The organism is Streptomyces sp. NPDC003379, from assembly GCF_053589195.1.
On the sequence record NZ_JBSFRK010000050.1, the window covers coordinates 1 to 19,659 of the forward strand.

At 70.6% G+C, this 19,659-nt stretch carries 17 protein-coding genes and 2 pseudogenes; 11 read left to right on the forward strand and 8 right to left on the reverse strand.

Annotated elements, in window-relative coordinates:
* Nucleotides 1-117 precede the first annotated feature (117 nt).
* Complete coding sequence (locus ACWDVB_RS33575) at nt 118-1,389, reverse strand: DUF5933 domain-containing protein (protein WP_451519482.1); 1,272 nt, start codon at nt 1,387-1,389, stop codon at nt 118-120.
* Between the two features lie 449 nt (nt 1,390-1,838).
* Here ACWDVB_RS33575 and ACWDVB_RS33580 point away from each other — a divergent pair, with 449 nt between their 5' ends.
* Complete coding sequence (locus tag ACWDVB_RS33580) at nt 1,839-3,119, forward strand: hypothetical protein (protein WP_451519483.1); 1,281 nt, start codon at nt 1,839-1,841, stop codon at nt 3,117-3,119.
* Between the two features lie 1,082 nt (nt 3,120-4,201).
* Here the strand turns inward: ACWDVB_RS33580 and ACWDVB_RS33585 are convergent.
* A complete protein-coding gene (locus ACWDVB_RS33585; RefSeq protein ID WP_451519484.1) occupies nt 4,202-4,564 on the reverse strand; it encodes a helix-turn-helix transcriptional regulator in 363 nt (120 codons plus the stop codon).
* A 129-nt stretch (nt 4,565-4,693) separates the two neighbouring features.
* Here ACWDVB_RS33585 and ACWDVB_RS33590 point away from each other — a divergent pair, with 129 nt between their 5' ends.
* The 5 genes from ACWDVB_RS33590 to xylA all read left to right on the forward strand — a co-directional run bounded on the left by ACWDVB_RS33590 (nt 4,694) and on the right by xylA (nt 11,144).
* Entirely contained in the window at nt 4,694-5,449 is a 756-nt protein-coding gene (locus ACWDVB_RS33590; protein ID WP_451519485.1) for an anti-sigma factor antagonist, read from the forward strand.
* A 115-nt stretch (nt 5,450-5,564) separates the two neighbouring features.
* A complete protein-coding gene (locus tag ACWDVB_RS33595) occupies nt 5,565-7,355 on the forward strand; it encodes an RICIN domain-containing protein (RefSeq protein WP_451519486.1) in 1,791 nt (596 codons plus the stop codon).
* A 40-nt stretch (nt 7,356-7,395) separates the two neighbouring features.
* Nucleotides 7,396-9,222 carry an RICIN domain-containing protein gene (locus ACWDVB_RS33600; protein WP_451519487.1) on the forward strand — a complete coding sequence of 609 codons (1,827 nt, stop codon included), beginning with the start codon at nt 7,396-7,398 and terminating at the stop codon, nt 9,220-9,222.
* 244 nt (nt 9,223-9,466) lie between these two features.
* Nucleotides 9,467-9,730: a hypothetical protein gene (locus ACWDVB_RS33605; protein WP_451612018.1), complete on the forward strand. Its 264-nt coding sequence runs from the start codon at nt 9,467-9,469 to the stop codon at nt 9,728-9,730.
* A gap of 247 nt (nt 9,731-9,977) precedes the next feature.
* Complete coding sequence (gene xylA / locus ACWDVB_RS33610; RefSeq protein WP_451519488.1) at nt 9,978-11,144, forward strand: xylose isomerase; 1,167 nt, start codon at nt 9,978-9,980, stop codon at nt 11,142-11,144.
* Nucleotides 11,145-11,167: 23 nt separating this feature from the next.
* Here xylA and ACWDVB_RS33615 read toward each other — a convergent pair whose 3' ends face one another.
* Genes ACWDVB_RS33615 through ACWDVB_RS33625 form a run of 3 tightly spaced genes read right to left on the reverse strand, consistent with a single transcriptional unit; the run spans nt 11,168 to nt 14,894 of the window.
* Nucleotides 11,168-12,436 carry an ROK family protein gene (locus ACWDVB_RS33615; RefSeq protein ID WP_451519489.1) on the reverse strand — a complete coding sequence of 423 codons (1,269 nt, stop codon included), beginning with the start codon at nt 12,434-12,436 and terminating at the stop codon, nt 11,168-11,170.
* 23 nt (nt 12,437-12,459) lie between these two features.
* The gene (locus ACWDVB_RS33620) at nt 12,460-13,581 is read right to left on the reverse strand and encodes a tetratricopeptide repeat protein (protein ID WP_451519490.1); all 1,122 of its coding nucleotides are present in this window, start codon (nt 13,579-13,581) and stop codon (nt 12,460-12,462) included.
* Nucleotides 13,578-14,894, reverse strand: a complete 1,317-nt coding sequence (locus ACWDVB_RS33625; RefSeq protein ID WP_451519491.1) for an ATP-binding protein — start codon at nt 14,892-14,894, stop codon at nt 13,578-13,580. Before ACWDVB_RS33625 ends, ACWDVB_RS33620 begins: the two co-directional genes overlap by 4 nt.
* Nucleotides 14,895-15,036: 142 nt before the next feature.
* On the opposite strand from ACWDVB_RS33625, the gene ACWDVB_RS33630 reads away from it, so the two are divergent.
* From ACWDVB_RS33630 to ACWDVB_RS33640, 3 genes are read left to right on the forward strand one after another with little or no spacing between them, the layout of a single operon-like run.
* On the forward strand, nt 15,037-15,468 hold the full coding sequence (locus tag ACWDVB_RS33630; RefSeq protein ID WP_451519492.1) for a hypothetical protein: 432 nt from the start codon (nt 15,037-15,039) through the stop codon (nt 15,466-15,468).
* Between the two features lie 23 nt (nt 15,469-15,491).
* Entirely contained in the window at nt 15,492-15,998 is a 507-nt protein-coding gene (locus ACWDVB_RS33635) for a hypothetical protein (protein WP_451519493.1), read from the forward strand.
* Between the two features lie 55 nt (nt 15,999-16,053).
* Nucleotides 16,054-16,506, forward strand: coding sequence for a hypothetical protein (locus ACWDVB_RS33640; protein WP_451519494.1), 453 nt, complete (start codon nt 16,054-16,056; stop codon nt 16,504-16,506).
* A 30-nt stretch (nt 16,507-16,536) separates the two neighbouring features.
* Here ACWDVB_RS33640 and ACWDVB_RS33645 read toward each other — a convergent pair.
* Nucleotides 16,537-17,139, reverse strand: a pseudogene (locus ACWDVB_RS33645) (zinc-binding dehydrogenase); the annotation flags it as partial.
* Between the two features lie 65 nt (nt 17,140-17,204).
* Nucleotides 17,205-17,312 (reverse strand): annotated as a pseudogene (locus ACWDVB_RS33650) (NADP-dependent oxidoreductase); the annotation flags it as partial.
* On the opposite strand from ACWDVB_RS33650, the gene ACWDVB_RS33655 reads away from it, so the two are divergent.
* Nucleotides 17,268-17,444, forward strand: coding sequence for a DUF6196 family protein (locus tag ACWDVB_RS33655; protein ID WP_451519495.1), 177 nt, complete (start codon nt 17,268-17,270; stop codon nt 17,442-17,444). The pseudogene ACWDVB_RS33650 and the gene ACWDVB_RS33655 overlap by 45 nt on opposite strands.
* Here the strand turns inward: ACWDVB_RS33655 and ACWDVB_RS33660 are convergent.
* Nucleotides 17,430-18,656, reverse strand: a complete 1,227-nt coding sequence (locus ACWDVB_RS33660; RefSeq protein ID WP_451519496.1) for an erythromycin esterase family protein — start codon at nt 18,654-18,656, stop codon at nt 17,430-17,432. The two genes, ACWDVB_RS33655 and ACWDVB_RS33660, sit on opposite strands and share 15 nt — an antisense overlap.
* Nucleotides 18,657-18,714: 58 nt before the next feature.
* Here ACWDVB_RS33660 and ACWDVB_RS33665 point away from each other — a divergent pair, with 58 nt between their 5' ends.
* Nucleotides 18,715-19,476 (forward strand): TioE family transcriptional regulator, encoded by a 762-nt coding sequence (locus tag ACWDVB_RS33665; RefSeq protein WP_451519497.1) that lies wholly within the window; start codon nt 18,715-18,717, stop codon nt 19,474-19,476.
* Nucleotides 19,477-19,659: the final 183 nt, after the last annotated feature.

Genomic DNA, 19,659 nt, shown 5'->3' on the forward strand with positions numbered 1-19,659 from the left:
ACCCCCCCCACACCCCACCCTCCCCCCACCCCCCCCGCCCCCTACCCCCCCCGGGGGGGGCGGGGGCGGGCCCCGGTCCCCTGGGAGCCGGGGGGGGGGGCGCCCCCCCCCCCCGACTCATACCAGTTCGGGTTGCGGTTCCGGTTGTGGGGTTGGTGCGGCCTTCGGTTCCCACAGTCTGGTGGTCCGTATGTATCCGTGGATCACTGAGACCATCGCCAGGACGAGAAGCGGTCCGAACACCCACGGGTGCTTGGCCATTTCCATGGGGATGAAGCGGTACGACAGCAACAGGGCGACGAAGACCGTCGCGCCGTAAGCGACCAGCTGGATTCCCTGGCGGTCCCAGCCGCGGTCGAGCGAGCGCAGCGCCGCATCGATCGTGAATGCGAATACCACACCGGCGATGATGTCCGCGCCGTAGTGATAGCCGAATCCCAGCGTTGCGCCGAGCGTGGCTATCAGCCAGAACGCGCCCGCGAATTGCAGAATTCTCGGGCCCTTGCGGGAGTGGATGAAGATTGTGGTCGCCCACGCCGTGTGCAGGCTCGGCATGCAATTGCGAGGAGTTTTCTCGTCGAATGGCATCCCGTGCGGGACGGTGATCTGCGGCGGCGTGTTCGGCCAGAGGTTGGCCACCGCCCAGTGCCCGCCGTCCGCGCCGTAGGCGAAGATCGGTCCGACCACCGGGAAGATCATGTAGATGCCGGGCCCGAGCAGGCCGATGACCAGGAAGGTGCGCACCAGGTGATGGCCCGGGAAGCGGCGCTCGGTCGCCACGTTACGCAGCTGGTACAGCGCGACGACGACCGCGGCCACCGCGAGCTGGATGTAGACGTAGTCGAGGACGTGGGCGCCGATCGAGCCGGTGGCATCGACCATGCGGCCCACCACCCATGACGGGTTGCCCAGTGCGTGATCGGCGGTTGCCACGTACTGGTCGAGCACCGTCGGGCGGGTCTTCCAGGTGATGAGCAGCCAGGCGTCACCGGTTTTACGACCGGCCACCAGCAGGAGGCCAAGGCCGACGCCCTTCAGCAGCAGGACACGTTCGGCGCCGGTGCGGCGCGTGACAGCGATGACTCCATAGCCGAGAAGCACCCACAACGCGCCATTGCCGAACATCATCTGGGCGTCGAGCGCCCACCGCACCAGAAAGAAGACGACGTCGATGCCGATCGCGATACCGGCCGCGATGAACCGTTGCCGCCAGGTGAGCACGACCATCATCAAGGCCATGCTGGCGTACAGCAGCGGCCCGGATTTGGGCGCGAATATCACCTCTCGCATTTGATTGGTGATCGGCCCCGCTACGCCGTAGTGGCGCGCGGCGATCTCCAGTGCGATGAGGAATCCGAGGGCCACCACACTCGCCGCGGTCCACAGCATCGCCCGCGGCCGGCGCCACGCGGCGAGCGTAGTTCTGTAATTTATTCGCGAAAACACCCGCGATGCTTTAGAAGTCAATTTTTTGGCCGATGTGTTAGATGTTATTAGCTAAATAAGTCACTCTGCACGCCGGATGTCATGGCTTTCCGGTGAGTGACGGTCGATGAGGGCGATCGCCATGAGTTCGAACATGCTATCGGAGCGGTGCGGGTGGGTTTCGCTGGTCAGGGTGGTACGAGGGGCTGCCTCGCGGCCTCCCCGTGCAAACTCCGGTGAGAATACTCAACCTGCACCGCGTTGGGTCACCGGAGTCGGTCCCACCGTGACAACCAGGATCAAGCTGAGGCGTGAGGCCTGAGGCCCGAGGAGAGTTCCGGCGTCGCTGATCCGTTCGAGATGTGGCTCGGACGGCTTATCGTCGTTGCGTGACTTATACATGGAGAAGACGATTGGGCGGGGTCGGAGCCTCGGCGGCCGCTGTGGCCGCGATGCTCGTGAGTGCGCAACCGGCCGCCGCGGCAATGCCGTTCGGGGCGGTGGACCCCGGCACCGTCTCGCAGTTCAGACTCAACCAAGTCGTTTCCGCAGGCGGCGGCGACGGTACGGATGCCGCGATCGCGGCGGTGGAGAAGACCGGCGCCGTCAAGAACGTCGATGTCAGTACGCTCCTCAACACGGGCGGCAACGCCGGCATAGCGGGCCTCTGCCACGACACCGGTCTCGCCGCGAGCCTCAAGCCCAGCGGGTACTGCTGGAAGAAGGAAGACGACCGGTCGAGCAGTTGGAACGCCACGGAGGGCGGTTGGACCCCCCAGGGGCTGTCCCTGCCGTACAGCGACAGCGGGACTCCCGGTGACGGACAGTGGAAGGGCGTTCCCGCCTATGCCGCGACCTGGCATCACAGCACCGACATGGGCAACCCCGTACCGGCCGAGCGGCGCGGCGACGAGTACGCCCGGCTCTCGCTGGTGAGCACCAAGAGCGGGACGCCCAACTACCACAACCTGCTCCTGGTCCAGCCGCGGAAGAACGCGGACGGGACGGGCGACTTCCGTGTGGTGTCCGGTAATCACGTCGACGGTGTCGTCTGGTACGGCGACCGCGCCTTCGTCGCCAACGGCCGCTATCTCCAGGTCTACGACCTGCGGCACATCTGGAAGCTGAGCGAGCAGTCCAAGGAGGTGGGCGTCACCGGAACCACTTCTTCGGGCCTCTGGCACAACTACGCCGTGCCCATGGTCGCGATGTACCAGACCACCACCGGCAACACCGCCTGCTCCGTCACCGCGGGCACCACGCCCTGCCTGAACTCCCTCAGCCTCGACCGCACCGGCGGTCAGGACTCCCTCGTCTCCGCCGAGTACAAGAAGGACGCGGCAGGCGGCCGAGTCGTCCGCTGGCCGCTCGACGCCACGACCAAGCTGCCCAAGGGGCACGCGTCGGCCGCGTACTCCTCCCCGGTCTGGTCCATGCAGGGTGCGGCCACCGACGGCACGAACTGGTACATGTCAGGGACGTGCCCGACGGGCGCGGGCGGCGGCACGGCCGACGATCCGTACTCCTGCGTCCACAAGGCACAGGCCAACGCCGCGCCGCACGTCATGACCGCCGCGCCGGTCTACACCCAGAACCTGGGCTACTCCTGGTCCACGGACCGGCTGTGGGGCATCAACGAACGCATCAACAGCACTGCGGGCAAGCGCGTCGTCTTCTCCGTCAACACTCCCTGACACGGCCTCGAGCCCTGCGCAGCAGTTGGCGCAGGGCTTCCCCGAAGGCGGCGCGGTGCGGGCCGAAGAGGTGAGGGGCCGAGGACGACATCGAGAAGACCCAGGCGACGACATCGTCGTACGTCCGTTCCAGCGCCTGCCCGCCCGCGACGACGAGACGCTGCGGGCCGGTGAATCCTGATCGCGGGTGTCGGCGAGGGCCGTGAACTCCTCGTTGACGCGTACGCCGCCCGGAAGGGTGAAATCGCCATGGTCGACACCGCCGAGGTCGCGGACGCAGGTGATGCCCGTGTGCAGGGTCTGGCGCATCCGGCGGGCGGTCTCGAGAGCGCGTACGGAGACACGACACGGGTCATGAGGAGCCGACGAAACCGCCGGGTGAACCGGGGTCTGGTGTGGGTGACCTGCGTCGTGACGGAGGCGTTCGCCGCGGGCGTCGACGTCGACTGCGTTCCGGCTCTTCGAGCGAACTCGCGCACAATCTGGCAGCCGACCCGCATGCCCCCACGCCCTCAGCCTCCAGCACGTGGCCGGCAGCGCGAGCCTGACGCTGCTGGTTGCCGCCGACGACCTGCACGCGCTCTCCGCCTGCCTCCTGGACCCGGTGCAGAAGCCCAACGGCGCGTGCGGCCCGCAGTCGCATCGTCACGAGGCTGGTGGCCAGGGGCCCTGTGGCCGTGTCGGCCTCCGATGGCCGGATGCCGCCCGCCGCCGTCCGGCTGCGCTGCGCTGCGACGTCTCGCTGCCCGACTCGGGCGGCCGATCAACGTCACGTTCCGGGGCCAGCCAGGCCCCCGCTGCTCGGGCGGAGACCACTGCCCGCGCTCCGGCTGCTCTACCGGAGGAGCGGAGGTGCCTCCATTTGGCCGGGCCGCAGGCAGCAGGCCGCGCACCACATCCTCTGCGGCGTCTGTCTCCGCGCTCTGCCGGAGATCACTGGGCATCGGCCGGCAGATCGACGAGCGGGGGCCCGCCGTGTGTACGGTTCCGGCGCGGTGTCCGTGAGCCGACGTGACGGCGGATCCGACGATCGGGGGTGGCGTGGGCCGGCGAACCGGCCGCGCGCGATGGTGTGTCGTCGGTCAGGCCGTGGCGTGGTGCCGGTCACCGGTGTCGGCGTCGGCGTCGGTCGGCACCGCGCGGTTGGCCTCGTCCCTGGCCAGCAGGGACAGCAAGGACGCCACGGCTAGGCCGGACTCGGCCGGGTGACGCAGCACCTTGCTGGGGTCGATCTGGTACGTATTGGTGCGTCCCTCCCTCGTATGGGAGAGATATCCGTCCTGCTCAAGGTCGGCGATGATCTTCTGCACCGCTCGTTCCGTGAGTCGGCAGTGCGCGGCGATGTCGCGGATGCGGGCGTTGTGATTGTCCGCGATAGCTGCCAACACCCGCGCGTGGTTGGTGAGAAACGTCCATCCGGTGTGTGTCTCGGGCACTCCATCCATGGGCCAACTCTAGCGACCAGGCGTACATGTTTTCAAAAACACGTACTACGTTTCAGGTATTAGTTGACGTATGTGGTGCCGGGCGGGCAGCCTGGAAACGGCGGTAGGCGGTGACGAGAGGGAGAGGCCATGCCGGAGCCCGCACACTTTGAGTCCCTCACGAGGGAGGGCAACGAGCATGGTCAGGGCGGCCGACCACTGGCGCCCCTTCCGCCGATGCCGTTGCCGACGACCTTCGACGCCTTGGTCGACGGTGACCGGCTGATCGTGATGCTGCGGGGGGAGCTGGACCTGGATACGGGCCGACGGCTGCGGCCGGGTCTGCGCCATACGCTCAGCCGGTCGGCCCGCGTCATCGAACTCGACCTGAGCGGCGTGGGGTTCTGCGACTGCTCCGGTCTGAACGTCCTGCTCAACCTGCGCCAGTGGGCGCTGGAACAGGGCAAGGTCATCACCATCGGCTCCAACAGCCGTGCGGTCGAGCGGATGCTCGAACTGACCGGCACCCGCCACCTGTTCGCGTCTTCGCACCCGGAAGATTCGCACCCGGGAGAGGAGCACAGCGCGGAACCGGCGGCCAAGGACGCGGACCAGCGCGCGGAATCCGTCGAGGATCTGCGCACCGTGGTCGCGCAGTTGCGACGGGCCATGCAGACCCGGCCCACCATCGACCTGGCCCGCGGCATCCTGATGTCCTCTTACCACCTGAGCCCCGAGGCCGCCTGGGACGTACTGGTCACGGCCTCGCAGAACACCAACACCAAGCTGTATCGCCTGGCCGGTGACCTGGTGGACACCGCTCAGGGGAGTGAGCTGCCGGAGGCCGTTCGGGAACAGCTCGTGGCCGCGGTCGCCAGGACGACTGCGGAGCATTCCCTGAACTGAGGCGGACACCTCGGGCCGTACCGCTGCGTCAGGGCCGTGTCAGCGTGGGCGGGCATGCTGCCACGACCCAGCGGGAGGGACGAGGGCGATGCGCCAACAGCGGTGGCGGTTACGGGTGTTGACGTCTGTGGTCGCGGTGTGGGGTGTGGCGGTGGTCTCGGTCGGGCTGAGCGCTCCGGCCGCGCACGCCGTGTCGGTGGTGAACATCACCGCCGTGCACAGCGGCAAGTGTCTGGAGGCCAAGGACTCCTCGCAGTCCCTCGACGCCCCGATCGTCCAGGCCGACTGCACGGGGCAGACCGGAGCGGAATGGTACGTACGTGAATCCCCCAGCGGCGGCAACACCATCAACATCGTCAATGCCCACAGCGAGCACTGCCTGACCGTTCCCGGCCCGTCGTCCGCGCGTGTGGGGACCCAGACCCGGCAAGGGGCGTGCACCATCTCGGCCGGGGCGGACTTCCGGCTCGTCGACACCGGCACCGCGTACGTCCGGATCCAGGCCGCCGCACCCGCGCCCGCCCTCTGCCTCGACGTCGCCTCGGGCTCACACGCGCACGGCGTCCCCCTGCAACTCCTCACGTGCGACGGGCAGTCGGGCACCGGCTTCGCGCAACGGGCTCCGCGCGTCGGCAACGAAACTCCCCTTGATCCACTGCCGCCGGGCACGCCCACCGCGCCTCCCGAGCGGATCAGCGTCACCTCCGGCGGCGCCCAGACGAAGCCCGCATCGGATTCCCACGGCGCTTCGGCCGTCAGCGCCGACGGGCGCCGCGTCGCCTTCTTCTCCAACGCGACCGACCTGGTGCCGGGCGACACCAACGGCTACAGCGACGTGTTCGTACGCGACCTGACGACCGGCACCACGCAGCGCGTCAGCGTCACGGACAGCGGTGCGCAGGGCAACTCCGGCTCGTCCGAGGTCTCCATCAGCGCCGACGGACGCCATGTCGCCTTCGAGTCCGGCTCGTCGAACCTGGTCCCCGGTGACACCAACGCTTCCGGTGATGTCTTCGTACGCGACATGACAGCCGGCACCACGCGGCGCGTCAGCGTCGCGAGCGGCGGCACCCAGGGCGACTCCGGGTCGTCCTCGCCCTCCATCAGCGCCGACGGACGCCACGTCGCCTTCGATTCCTTCGCCACCACCCTGGTGCCCGGTGACGTCAACAACGAGTGGGACGTCTTTGTACGCGATCTGACGACGGGCACCACCCGGCGCATCAGCGAGACCGGCGCCGGGAGCGACGGCTACGACAGCTCGATCACGCCGGTGATCAGTGCGGACGGCGACCACGTCGCCTACTCCTCCAACTCGGCCGCGCTCGTTCCCGGGGACACCAACAACGTGCACGACATCTTCGTCTGGGACCGGCAGAGCGGCGCCACCGAGCGCGTCAGCGTCGCCAGTGACGGGAGCGAGGGGAACAACTACGCCACCCCCTCGTCGATCAGCGCGGACGGCCGCCACGTCGCCTTCGGCTCCCAGGCGACGAACCTGGTGACGGGCGACAGCAACGGCAAGCAGGACGTCTTCCTGCGCGACCGGCGGACCGGCACCACCGAGCGCGTCAGCCTCTCCGGGGGTGGCGGGCAGGGCAACGGCTACGCCGCCGACGCGGCGGTGAGCGGCGACGGGCGGTACGTCACCTTCGTGTCCGGCGCGAGCAATCTGCTCGTACGCGACAGCAACGGCGTGGCCGACATCTTCGTACGGGACCGGCAGACCGGCACCACACACCGCGTCAGCACCTCCGGCAGCGGGATCGAGGCGGACGCCCTCTGCACCCTGCCGTCGATCAGCGGTGACGGGCGCTCCATCGCCTTCACCTCCGCTGCGGCCAACCTCGTCGCCGGGGACACCAACAACCGCCCCGACGTGTTCGTCCGCCGCGTCGTTTCCTAGCGAGCCGCCACCCGGTCTCGCGCAGAGAAGGAGTCTGATCGTGCGTCACCTCGTGAGGCCGCGTCGCATGCGGCTGCTGGTCGCCCCGTGTACGGCCGTCGTGGCGGTGGTCTCGGTCGGGCTGAGCGCTCCGGCCGCGCACGCCGCGTCGGCGGTGAACATCACCGCCGTGCACAGCGGCAAGTGCCTGGAGGCCAAGGACTCCTCGCAGTCCCTCGACGCCCCCATCATCCAGGCCGACTGCACGGGGCAGACCGGCGCGGAATGGTACGTACGCGAGTCCCCCAGCGGCGGCAGCACCATCAACATCGTCAACGCCCAGAGCAACCACTGCCTGACCGTTCCCGACCCCGCCTCCGCCCGCGGGGGCACCCAGACCCGGCAGGGGAACTGCACCGCCGGCGCCGGAGCCGACTTCCGGCTCGTCGACAGCGGCGCCGAACACGTCGGGATCCAGGCCGCCGCACCCGCGCCCGGCCTCTGTCTCGACGTCGCCTCGGGCTCGCACGCGCACGGCGCGGCTCTCCAGCTGGCCCAGTGTTACGGGCAGTCCGGCAGCGGCTTCCAGCAGCGGGCTCCCCGGAACGGGAACGAGACGCCGCTCGACGCCCCGCCCGTGTTCCCGCCCGCCACCGTCGCCGAACGGGTCAACCTCACCTCCGGCGGCGCCCAGACGACCATGCAGGGCATGGACGCCTCGCCGGTCCTGAGCGCGGACGGGCGGTACGCGGCCTTCGTCTCCGACGCGACGACCCTCGTACCCGGCGACAAGAACCTCACGTCGGACGTGTTCGTGCGGGACCGGACGACGGGCGCCACCGAACGCGTGAACCTCACCGACGGGGACGCCGAGAGCAGCGCCGCCGGCTGGTCGGACAAGCCGTCGATCAGCGCCGACGGACGGTATGTCGCCTTCGAGTCCGTCGCGCGCAACCTGGTGACCGATGACACCAACGGACACAGGGACGTCTTCCTGCGCGACCGTACCAACGGCACCACGCAGCGCGTCAGCGTCGCCGGCAACGGCACCCAGGGCAACAACTGGTCCTTCTCCCCCTCGGTCAGCGCCGACGGGCGGTACGTCGCCTTCACCTCCAGCGCGAGCACGCTTGTGGCGGGCGACACCAACGGGGCCGACGACATCTTCGTCCACGACCGGCAGAACAGGACCACGCGGCGCGTCAGCGTCACGGGCGGCGGCGGCCAGGGCAACGGCGCGTCGCGGACGCCGTCCTTCAGCGCCGACGGACGGTACGTCGCCTTCACCTCCGCGGCGACCAACCTCGTGACCGGTGACACCAACGGCGCCGACGATGTCTTCGTACGCGACCTCCAGGCGGGCACGACCCAGCGCGTCAGCGTGACCGGTACGGGGGGCCAGGGCGACAAGTGGTCGGCGGCACCGTCCATCAGCGCCGACGGACGCCATGTCGCGTACTCCTCCGACGCCACCAATCTCGTCGCCGGTGACACCAACGGACGCAACGACGTGTACGTACGGGACCGTCAGGCCGGTACCACCCAGCGTGTGAGCGTGGCCGACAACGGCACTCAGGGAGACGGGCACTCGGGCAGTCCGTCGATCAGCGCGGACGGGCGGCACGTCGCGTTCTCCGCCTCCGCCGCCAATCTCATCGCCCGTGACGCCAACGACTCGAGCGACGTCTTCGTGCACGACCGGGAGACCGGCAAGACGCAGCGCGTCAGCACCGCCCACGCCGACGGCGGGGACGGCGACCACTACTCGTCGGAGGCGTCCATCAGCGCCGACGGGCGCCTCGTCGCCTTCTCCTCCGCCGCCTCGGACCTCGTTCCCGGCGACAGCAACGGCGTGTTCGACGTCTTCGTGCGTCGGAGCACCGCCTGAGGACTTCCTTCGCCGGTCCTTCCCGGCCGCCTCAGTCGGTCAGGGCTCGGCGCAGGGCCGCGCCGAGTTCGGTGAGATGTCGCTGGGAGATCTCGGCGGACAGGATCGCCTGTGCGGGTTTCGCCGCCGACCTTCGGGTCCGTGTCGTCGCCGTACGGTCGCGGCTTCCGCTCGACCAGGTCGCCGGTCTGCTCTGCCCGGCTCTGCCCGGCCCGCCCGGTGAAGGCGGCGCCCGCTCGCCGACGTGGGCGTCGTGCTGGCCACCACCGTGGACCTGGCCCGGATTCCGGCCGGTGTCCGCGCGGGCATCGGCGGCGCGGCGGAGAGCCCCGACCGGTCCTGGCTCCAGGCCCGCGCGGCCCTGCGTTTCACCACGCCACGACGGCCGGTCGTCCCCACGAGGGGTTGGGAGCGCTGGTCCTGCTCGCGCAGGTGCCCGAGGACGCCGTGCGGGGCAACGCCGATGTGGTCGCGGTCGACCGGATCGCCGGTGACCGGGAGGATCTGAACACGCTGGACGCCTACTGCTCCACCGGTTCCCTGGATCGGCAAGGCCCTCGGCATCGAACTCACCGAGCCGATCGACGGCTGCCCATGGTCCCCCGCGACGGCACGCACCGTGCCGTCGCGCGTCCGGGCCCAGCAGGTCGAGGCGTTCGGGGTCGTAGGCACCCTCGGACGTAGGTCTGGCGCAGGAGCGTCTCGTCGGGTATTGGTAACAGAGGAAACAAATTCGTAGCGACGAAGGATCGACCATGACGGACCGCTTCACCCCCGCCCCCGAGGACAAGTTCACGTTCGGCCTGTGGACCGTGGGCTGGCGGGGCAACGACCCGTTCGGCGAGCCCACCCGCCCCGCGCTCGACCCGGTCGAGTCCGTCGAGCGGCTCGCCGGACTCGGCGCGTACGGCGTCACCTTCCACGACGACGACCTGATCCCCTTCGGCTCGTCCGAAGCCGAGCGCGAGGCGCTCGTCAAGCGGTTCCGCTCCGCGCTCGACGCCACCGGCCTGAAGGTGCCGATGGCCACCACGAACCTGTTCACGCACCCCGTCTTCAAGGACGGCGGATTCACCGCCAACGACCGCGATGTACGCCGCTTCGCGCTGCGCAAGACGCTGCGCAACATCGACCTCGCCGTCGAACTGGGCGCCACCACGTACGTCGCCTGGGGCGGACGCGAGGGCGCCGAGTCGGGCGCGGCGAAGGACGTACGCGTCGCGCTGGACCGTATGAAGGAGGCCTTCGACCTGCTCGGCGAGTACGTCACGCGCCAGGGCTACGACCTGCGCTTCGCCATCGAGCCCAAGCCGAACGAGCCGCGCGGCGACATCCTCCTGCCCACCATCGGCCACGCCCTCGCGTTCATCGAGCGCCTGGAGCGCCCCGAACTGGTCGGCGTGAACCCGGAGGTCGGCCACGAGCAGATGGCCGGACTGAACTTCACGCACGGCATCGCGCAGGCTCTGTGGGCCGGCAAGCTCTTCCACATCGACCTGAACGGCCAGTCCGGCATCAAGTACGACCAGGACCTGCGGTTCGGCGCCGGTGATCTGCGCCAGGCGTTCTGGCTCGTCGACCTGTTGGAGACGGCCGGGTACGAGGGCCCGCGGCACTTCGACTTCAAGCCGGTGCGCACCGACGGGTTCGACGGGGTGTGGGAGTCCGCGAAGAACTGCATGCGGAATTACCTGATCCTGCGGGAGCGCGCCGCGGCCTTCCGCGCCGACCCCGCCGTGCGGCAGGCCCTCGCGGACGCCCGCCTCGACCAGCTCGCGTTGCCCACCGCCGCCGACGGCCTGGACGCGCTGCTCGGCGACACGTCCGCCTACGAGGACTTCGACGTGCGGGCCGCCGCCTCGCGCTCGATGGCCTTCGAGCGGCTCGACCAGCTCGCCATGGAACACCTCCTCGGTCTCTGACCGGCCTTGACCTGCTGCTCGCCTCAGGGCGCGGCGCGCTCCGCGTACCCCAGCGGGTCCGCGAGTACGTCCCTGACGACCAGGGCCGCCGAGCCGCGCGCCGCGTCACCGGCCGGCGACGAGGCCCGCAGCCTGCCGCTGTCCGAGGTCCACAGGCCGGAGACGACGCGTCGCTCCAGGCAGCTGCCGATCGGGCCGTGGAGCCAGGGCATCAAGGTGCGGTACGTGCCACCGAGGACGATCGCGTCCGGGTCGAGGAGGTTCACCGCGCCGGACAGTACGAGGCCCAGCGTATGTCCGGCCCCCGCGATGGCGGCGACGGCGCGCTCGTCGCCCTCCGTCGCCCTGCGCTCCAGCTCGGCGACGCCCGGCTGTCCGGCGTCCTCGGCGATGCCCGCCGCGCGCAGCAGCGCCGCCTGGCCCGCGTACTGCTCCAGGCAGCCCCGCGCGCCGCAGCGGCACTCCGGCCCCTCGTCGTCCACGACCACGTGCCCGATCTCGCCGGCGAACCCGTGGGCGCCGCGCAGCAGTTCACCGTCGATGAGCAGGGCGCCGCCGACGCCGATCTCGCCGGTGAGGTAGAGGAAGCTGCGGACCTTGCCGAGGCTGCCGAACCACATCTCGGCGAGGGCCGCCGCGTCCGCCTCGTTCCCCGAACTGACCGGCAGCGGGCGGGGCGCCGCGCCCGACCCGTCGAGGTGCGCCTTGCCGAGCCGCAGCTCCGAGAGGGCCTGCGCGAACATGCCCTCCGCGGCCACCCGGTTCCACTGAAGGTTCGGCGCCTGGCGCACCACACCGCCGGAGACCAGGCCGGGCAGCGCCAGATGCGCGGCGGCGGGGCTCAACTCCTGCTCCCGCGCGGACTCCAGGGCGCGGGCGGCGATCCGTGCGGCGCGCGCGATGACCTCGGTGGGCGGTACGCCACGGTTGTCGAGGTGCTCGGTCAGGCGCATCCGGTCGGTGCCGGCGAGATCGACGACGCACACGGTGACGTAGTCGATGTTGATCTCGACGCCGAGCCCGGCGCATCCGGTGCGTGCCACCTTCAGGACCGTGCCGGGCCGCCCGGCCTGTCCGCTGAACGTCTTGCCCGACTCCGTCAGGAAGCCGCCGGCCAGCAGCTGCTCCGTCAGCGAGGACACGGCCGCGCGGGTCAGCCCCGAGCGGCCCGCGACGGCGGCCCGGGTGGTCTCGCCCGCGTCGTGCACGGCGCGGAGTACGAGGCTCAGATTGTGCCGGCGCACGGTGGACTTGTCCGCCTTGGGCTCCAGCGGAGTGCGGTGGTTCGTCATATTGGGGTCGAGGGTATCGGCTGCTAGCGGGCCTTCTTCTTGTCGAACCAGATGGTCGCCGCCGTCGGCACGAGGCCGGCCCAGAAGATGAGCTGCGGCACGGACCGGTCCGTCCAGGGGATCTCGGCGATCAGCAGGGCGCAGAGCATGGCCCAGCCCGCCTGGACCAGGACGATGCGGGCCCAGCGGCCGCGGTGGACGAGTGAGCGGACGTTGAGTTGGACGCCCGAGCGCAGTCGGCGATAGCGGCGCCAGGCTCCGAAGGCCCAGATCACGGCCATGATGAACAGGAACCACAGGCGTTGGCCGACGGGGATGGGCAGCTCCGGGGCGGGCCGGTCGTCCGCGGGGAAGACGTCGACCATGGCGCCTGCCAGGCCCACGCAGAGCAGGGCCAGCCACCGGGTGCCGCGCAGGAGGCGGTAGGTGGCGTGGTCGAGTTGCTGCCGCATGTCGGCGGAGTTGGGCTCGGCGGCGAGCGCGTCCGCGTACATCTCGGCGGCCTCGGTGGCTCCGACTCCCGGCGCCTGCGCCGCCTTCCTCGTCCGGCGGGCGAGGGCCTCGGCGTGCTGGGGGTCGATGCGGAGGATGGCCTCGTCGAGCATGTCGGAGACCGTGCCGTTCCCGGCCGTGCTGGCGATGCGGTGCGCGATCTCGTGGGCGTAGACGTCCTCGGGGCCCAGCCGGAGCGCCTCCATCGCCAGATCGGCGGCTTCGCGGGTGACGCGGTCGGCGGCCTCGTGGGTGAGCTGCCTGGCGCCGCTTTCGCGGGCGTAGCGGACCAGCGCCTCGCGCCACACGGCGTCGGCGAGCATGGCGTGCGCGAACGAGTCGTCGGGCGCGACGCGGATCAGCTCGCGCAGCACGGGCTGGACCTTGAGCCAGCCGTTGTCGTGCGTCATGGCGTGGGCGCGGAGTCTGAGCGCGCCGTAGTCCTCGGGGGCCAGCTTGAGGGCCTCGTCGGCGGCCGCCGTCGCCTCCGCGGGCTGTTCCGCGTTGAGGTGGCAGTAGCCGATCTTGACCCAGGCGCGTATGTCGCCGGGGTCCTCGGCGAGGCGGCCGGCCAGCAGGGCCCGGGCCTGGTCGTGACGGTCGAGGTCGATCAGTGCCTGGGCCTTCTCGACGGCCGGGTGCAGCGTGCTCACAGCTTCCGCTTCTTCTTCAGGTAGGTGACCAGGTCGTCATACGTGCCGCCGTCGTTGGCGTACATCGCGACGTTGCGCGCCGACGCGAACCACGGCTCCGTGGACGGCACGGTCTGCTTCGCCGCGTTCAGCAGGTCCTTCATGCCGATCATGCGGACCGTGCCGGTGCGCGCCGAGTCCATCAGGGCGCTCTCGGCGGCCGCCTCGCACAGGTGGGCCAGGTCGGCGCCGGAGAGGCCGTCGGTGACCTTGACGAGCTTGCCCAAGTCGACGTTCTCGACCGGGCGTTCGTTCAGGTGGTACCGGAGGATGCTCTCGCGCGCCGGGGCGTCGGGCGGCAGGACGAGCAGGGTGCGGTCCAGGCGTCCGGGCCTGCGCAGGGCGATGTCCACGTCCCAGGGGGCGTTGGTGGCGGCGAGCACGAAGACGCCCTCGTTGGCCGCGGAGTCGATGCCGTCCATCTCGGTCAGGAGCTGGTTGACGGTGTTGCGCATGCCGCTGTGCTGGGTGCGGCTGCGCTTGGCGCCCAGCGCGTCGAGTTCGTCGAGGAATACGACGCAGGGGGCCTGTCGGCGGGCGGTCCGGAAGATCTCGTGCATGTTGCGCTCGGAGTTGCCGATCCACATGTCGAGGACGTCGTTGACCGACACGGACAGGAAATTCGCCCCGAGTTCACCGGCGACCGCGCGGGCGATGAACGTCTTGCCGCAGCCGGGCGGCCCGTACAGGAGGAGTCCGCCGCGCAGGCTCTTGCCGTACAGCTTGCGCAGTTCGGGGTTGCGCATGGGGGCGAGGAACGCCGCCTCCAGGCGTTCCTTCACCTCCTGCATGCCGCCGACGTCCGCCAGGCGGATGGTGCCGGGGGTGTCGACGTCCCAAGCCGAGGCGTCCCCGGGGTCACCGCTGCCGTCGGCGGTCAGGGGCGCCTCGACGTCGACGAAACGGGGCGGGATCACGTCGCCGACCTGGTCCGCGGCGGCGCGCCAGTCGAAGCCGGTGCGGGGGGCCTCGGGTTCGGATGGCGAGGCGGGCGCGGGCGGGGGCGGGGAGGCGGGCGGGGACGCGGGGGCGGGCGCGGGTCCGGGCGCGGGCTGGGGTCCGGGGGCGGGCGCGCCCATGGCGCGGGCCATCAGCGCGCGGGCCTGGCCGTCGCCCGGCGCGTGCTGCAGGGCGACGGCGACCTCCGCGACCGCGGCGTCCGGTTGCCCGGCGTCCAGCAACAACTCGGCCAGATGCAGCCGCAGAGGTACATCGGCAGGGGTCGCTTCAACGGCCGTGCGCAAGCTTCGTATCAGGGGGGAGTCCTCGGACATGTGGCTACCTTATGTACACGTCACCCCTGGCCCGGCGCCGGGCTCCGCTCCGGACGCGGCCCCGCCGGAGTCAGTCCGCTGTCAGCGGTCCACGTCAGAATCCGGCCACCGAATGGTTCCGCAGGAGAGGCAGGGAGATTTCATGAAGCGAAGAACCGGCGGTGCGCTGCTCGCGACGGCGGTCGCCGCGACGGGCCTGGCGGGCACGGCGGCCGCACCGGCGCGGGCCGAGGGCTCGACCACGGCGTGCGTCATGCGCGAGGGCAGCCCGCACACGGACTGGACCGGGATGAAGTGGGACGCGGACATCCTCTGTGACAACGCGCCGGGCGACGTACGCCTGCAGTCGTTCACGAGCAGTCCGGTGGTCGGCCGGATGGTGACCACGCGCAGTTGGTTCGTGTGCTGGAAGGTCGGAGACCAGCACGCCGGGGGCAACAACATCTGGTATTACACCCAGGCCGACGAGATCGTGTCGCGTCCGACCGCGCAGGGCTGGGGCTATATGCCCGCCGTGATGCTGGAGACCACCCAGGACCCGGTTCCGGGCCTGCCCAAGTGCTCGTGGGGGTAAGGAAGATGAAGCGGACGACCGAAGTGACTGAAGCGACTGGAGCGACAGCCGGTGGGACGTCGGTGGTGCGGGGCCGACTCGGCGGAGGCGGAGGCGGAGGACGCCGTGCCGCCGGGGCGCTGCTGGCCGCGGCGACGGCTTCGATGTGCCTGCCCACGACCGCCGCGGCCTCGACCTCGGCCTCGCCCTCGTCGGGGCCGGTCTGCTACGTCCGTGAGGGCGTGCGGCACACCGACATCAAGGGACATACGTACACCAAGGACCTGTACTGCGAGAACGCGGTGGCGGACGTCTTCGCGACCCCGGAGGTCTACGGCACGGTCATCGCCAAGCTGAAGACGTCACCGAGCTGGTTCGTGTGCTGGGAGAGCGGTGACCTGCATCAGGGCGGCAACCGCATCTGGTACTACACGCAGGGCGACGAGGTGACCAACTGGCCGCTGTGGAAGGGCTGGGGGTACGTCCCGGCGTTCCGCATCGAGACCGAGCCCGACCCGTTCCCCGGCGTGCCGCCCTGCCTGCCCAGCTGAACCGCCCCCTCTCCCCCATGTTCCGCCAACCCCCATCCGAACCAGGAGTGAACTCATGGCGCTCGCCAAGGCATTACGACTCGGCAGGATCACCGCGACGACCCTCATGCTCACGGCGGCAGCGGCCTGGCCCGCCACCGCCCCGGCCTCGGCGGCCACGACGGCCACGGACGACGTGACGTGCGTTCTGCGCCCCGGCATCACCCACAAGGACACGCTCGGCAACACCTTCACCGGCGACTTGTACTGTGCCAACGCCCCCGGAGACCTGTACGGGCGCCCGGCCTTCGACGCCCCCGTCACCGGACGCCTCAAGACGACGCAGAGCTGGTTCGTCTGCTATTCGATAGGCGAGGCGCACAAGGGCGGGAACAACGTCTGGTACTACACGCAAGGCGACGAGGCGGTGAACCTGCCCGGCATCCAGGCCTGGGGCAACATGCCCGCGAGCAGCGTCCTCACCAGCACCGATCCCTTCCCGGGCCTGCCGCGCTGCCCGTGGCACTGAGCCCGTGCGGTCGCGCGGCCCGGAGACGGCTCAGACGACCACGACCCGGCGCCCGCGCGTGTGACCGGCCTGGCTGTCGATGTGCGCCGCCGCGGCCTCGGCGAGCGTGTACGACTTCTCGACCGGGATGTGGAGCCTTCCCCGCGAGATGAGGTCGGCGGCCTCGGCGAGCGCCTGCGGCACGCTCCCGGCCACGCCGGAGAACCGGACACCGAACTCCGGCGCGCCGAGATCGGCGATGGAGATGACCTTCCGCGGGTCGCCGGTCAGCTCGACGAGTTCGCGGATCACGCCCGAGCCGGCCAGATCGAGAGCCGCGTCGACATGGCCGAGCTGCCGCACCCGCTCGACCCAGCCGTCGCCGTACGTCGTGGCGAGGGCGCCGAGGCTCCGCAGATAGTCCTGGTTCGCGGCCCCGGCCGTGCCGATCACCGTGATGCCGCGTTCGCGGGCGATCTGGAGCACCGCCGATCCGACTCCCCCGGAGGCGCCGCTGACCAGCAGCGTCTGCCCGGGCCGCACACCGACCTGATGGATGACGCGCAGCGCGGTCTCCACCACGGAGGGGTACCCGGCCGCCTCTTCGAACGTAAGGCCCTCGGGCATACGGGCCCAGGCCGACAGCACGGCCCGCTGGACGGACTCTTCGGTCCATGCGGTTTCCAAGTCGCGCACTTCACCGAGGAGTTGCCCAGGATCTGGCCTTCACGGACCCTCCAGTCGACGGGGTTCACGCCCGCCGCCCGCACGGCTATGCGTACTTGCCCCGGGCCCGCGTGGGGCTCCTCGGCGTCTACGAGTCGCAGAACGTCCGGACCGCCGAATTCGTCATCTGCGGCAGCAACCGCGCCCGCGGCGGCATCTACGACTACTGGGGCTGCCCCATCGACCTGCTGGACCAGGCCGTCGCGGTTGTCAGGACGCTACGAGACAGCTGATTGCCCGGCGTCCTTGAGGAACACGATGCCGTCGCAGTCCGCCAGGTGGGCCGGGTCGAGCGGGGCGTAGCCGAACCAGGGGGACACGCGGGGCGCGGGGCGGGTGTCGCCGAGAGCGGTGGCCAGCCGTGGGGCGTCTATGACGTAGCGGTCCTCCGGGAGCGCGTACAGGAGACCTTCGACGGTGTCCGGCGGCGGCGCGTCCACTCCCTGGTGCCGGATCGTACCGAGGGCCGTGGCCACGAAGGCGTACTCCTCGCCGAGTCGGGCGCTCACCAGCGCACCCGCGCCCCACCACTCCAGCGGCATCCCGCCCATCCGCATCGTGCTCTTCGCCCGCTGGAGATGGGAGTTGTGGGCGTGGACGAGTGCCGGGCCGCGAGCGGCGACGGCGAGGAGGTTGTGGGCCATCATCTGGTCCCGCACGCCCGCAAGCCGAGCCAGCCGGGCCGGTGAGGTGTCGGCCATCCAGTGGTGGTAGCGCAGCAGGCCGAGAGCGGTACGCCCGTACAGGCGCGCCCGGTCCCAGTCGTCCTGGGAGGTCACCGCGGTCAGATGCGGCGTCTGCGCGTCGAGCAGCGCCACCAGCTCGTCGGCGAGCAGCCGCAGTTGGCCGGCCTCCGGCGACCGGCCCACGGACCGGGCCGGGTCCATCATCACGGCGGGATCGGTCCACCGGTCGTCGGCGCCGAGCAGACGGTCGAGCGTTTCCGCGGTGCAGGGGAACAGGTCCGCGTCCACCTGGGTGGAGAGGTAGCCATGGAGTGCGGTGAGGGCCTGCCGGGGGCTCGCGGCGGCGGCGATCTCCAGCGGGCCGTCGAAGCCTGCGAAGCGGAGCCGTTCGGAGGCGGGCCGGTCGTCGTTGTCGGCGCGTACGTTGTAGGCGCGCATCCAGCGTACGAGCTCGCGGTTGGCCGCGGAGGCGCCCCAGCCGTGGCTGAATCCGTGCTCCATGACCCCGTCGAGGGTGCCCGTGCCCGAGGTGACGTAGTCGTCCACGGTCAGGCCCATCACGCAGTCGCTCTCGATCGCGATCGTCCCGTAGCCCTCCTCTTCAACGAGCTGCCGGAAGACGTCGTTGCGCAGGTCGAGCAGATGCTCCTCGCCGTGGGTGGGCTCCCCCAGGGCGAGCAGCCGGGGTCGGGCCGGGAGCAGTCCCATGACGGTGGCGGCCTCGACGGCATGGGCGGTGTCCTTGATGTCAGTAGCCATGCCTTCAACGGTATCGTTGAACCTTCGGTGGAAACTTTTTCGCGATATCGGCAGGGACATGGGACGAAACCTTCGAAACCTTCAAAGCGGGGAGCGGCTCAGGCCGGTTGATCTGGCGCGCGGGCACGGTCTGTCCACGCAGGCGATCAGGAACTACGAGGAGTCCGGCATCCTTCCCACCGCCGCTCGCACGCCTCACGGCTACCGCACCTATACCTCGCTGCACGCGGGGGCCCTGCGCGCGTTTCTTGCCCTGGTACCGGGCCACGGCCACCAGACGGCTACGTCGATCATGCGGGCGGTGAACAAGGGCGCGGCCGAGGAGGCGCTCCGCCTGATCGACGAGAGCCACGCCCAACTCCTCGACGACCGCCGGACCCTCCAGGCCGTGGAGCGCGCCCTCCGCGACCTGGAACCCACGGGCGCGTCCGAACCGGGGCCGACCGAGGCGCCCGGAAGAACCGACGGCACGTTCATCGGCCCGCTCGCGGGGAAGCTCGGCATCCGACCCGCGACGCTGCGCAAATGGGAGCACGCCGGGCTCGTACGCCCACGCCGCGACCCGCGGACCGGGTACCGCGTCTACGACGAGGCCGACGTGCGGGACGCCCGGCTGGCCCACCAACTGAGGCGCGGCGGCTACCTGCTGGAGCAGATCGCCCCGCTGATCGCCCAGGTACGGGCGGCCGGCGGACTTGAACCGCTGGAGGCCGCCCTGCGCGACTGGCACGGTCGGCTCTCCGCACGCGGGCGCGCCATGCTGGCGGGGGCGGCCGAGCTGGAGGCGTACCTCCGTGAACGCGAACCGGCCGGGGCCTGACCTGCGTACCCCACCCGGGGGGATGGGCAACACCTGCTGAACTACACGTGCTGACGACCGCTTTCCTGGAGTCGTGCGCCTGACCGGCGAGCATTCTGTGCCGTCGGCCTGCCGGACGACCAGCTCCTCGCCCACGACCGGCCGGTCCGGGAAGGCGCCGGTCCGCCTTCTCCCGGGCTGATC

What these genes read in the sequence shown, in the direction of transcription:
- ACWDVB_RS33660 (WP_451519496.1), bottom strand. Translation starts at nt 18,656, where the DNA reads ATGGCTACTGACATCAAGGACACCGCCCATGCCGTCGAGGCCGCCACC.
- ACWDVB_RS33575 (WP_451519482.1), bottom strand. Translation starts at nt 1,389, where the DNA reads ATGCTGTGGACCGCGGCGAGTGTGGTGGCCCTCGGATTCCTCATCGCA.
- xylA (WP_451519488.1), top strand. Translation starts at nt 9,978, where the DNA reads ATGACGGACCGCTTCACCCCCGCCCCCGAGGACAAGTTCACGTTCGGC.
- ACWDVB_RS33640 (WP_451519494.1), top strand. Translation starts at nt 16,054, where the DNA reads ATGGCGCTCGCCAAGGCATTACGACTCGGCAGGATCACCGCGACGACC.
- ACWDVB_RS33665 (WP_451519497.1), top strand. Translation starts at nt 18,715, where the DNA reads ATGGGACGAAACCTTCGAAACCTTCAAAGCGGGGAGCGGCTCAGGCCG.
- ACWDVB_RS33630 (WP_451519492.1), top strand. Translation starts at nt 15,037, where the DNA reads ATGAAGCGAAGAACCGGCGGTGCGCTGCTCGCGACGGCGGTCGCCGCG.
- ACWDVB_RS33585 (WP_451519484.1), bottom strand. Translation starts at nt 4,564, where the DNA reads ATGGATGGAGTGCCCGAGACACACACCGGATGGACGTTTCTCACCAAC.
- ACWDVB_RS33615 (WP_451519489.1), bottom strand. Translation starts at nt 12,436, where the DNA reads ATGACGAACCACCGCACTCCGCTGGAGCCCAAGGCGGACAAGTCCACC.
- ACWDVB_RS33590 (WP_451519485.1), top strand. Translation starts at nt 4,694, where the DNA reads ATGCCGGAGCCCGCACACTTTGAGTCCCTCACGAGGGAGGGCAACGAG.
- ACWDVB_RS33625 (WP_451519491.1), bottom strand. Translation starts at nt 14,894, where the DNA reads ATGTCCGAGGACTCCCCCCTGATACGAAGCTTGCGCACGGCCGTTGAA.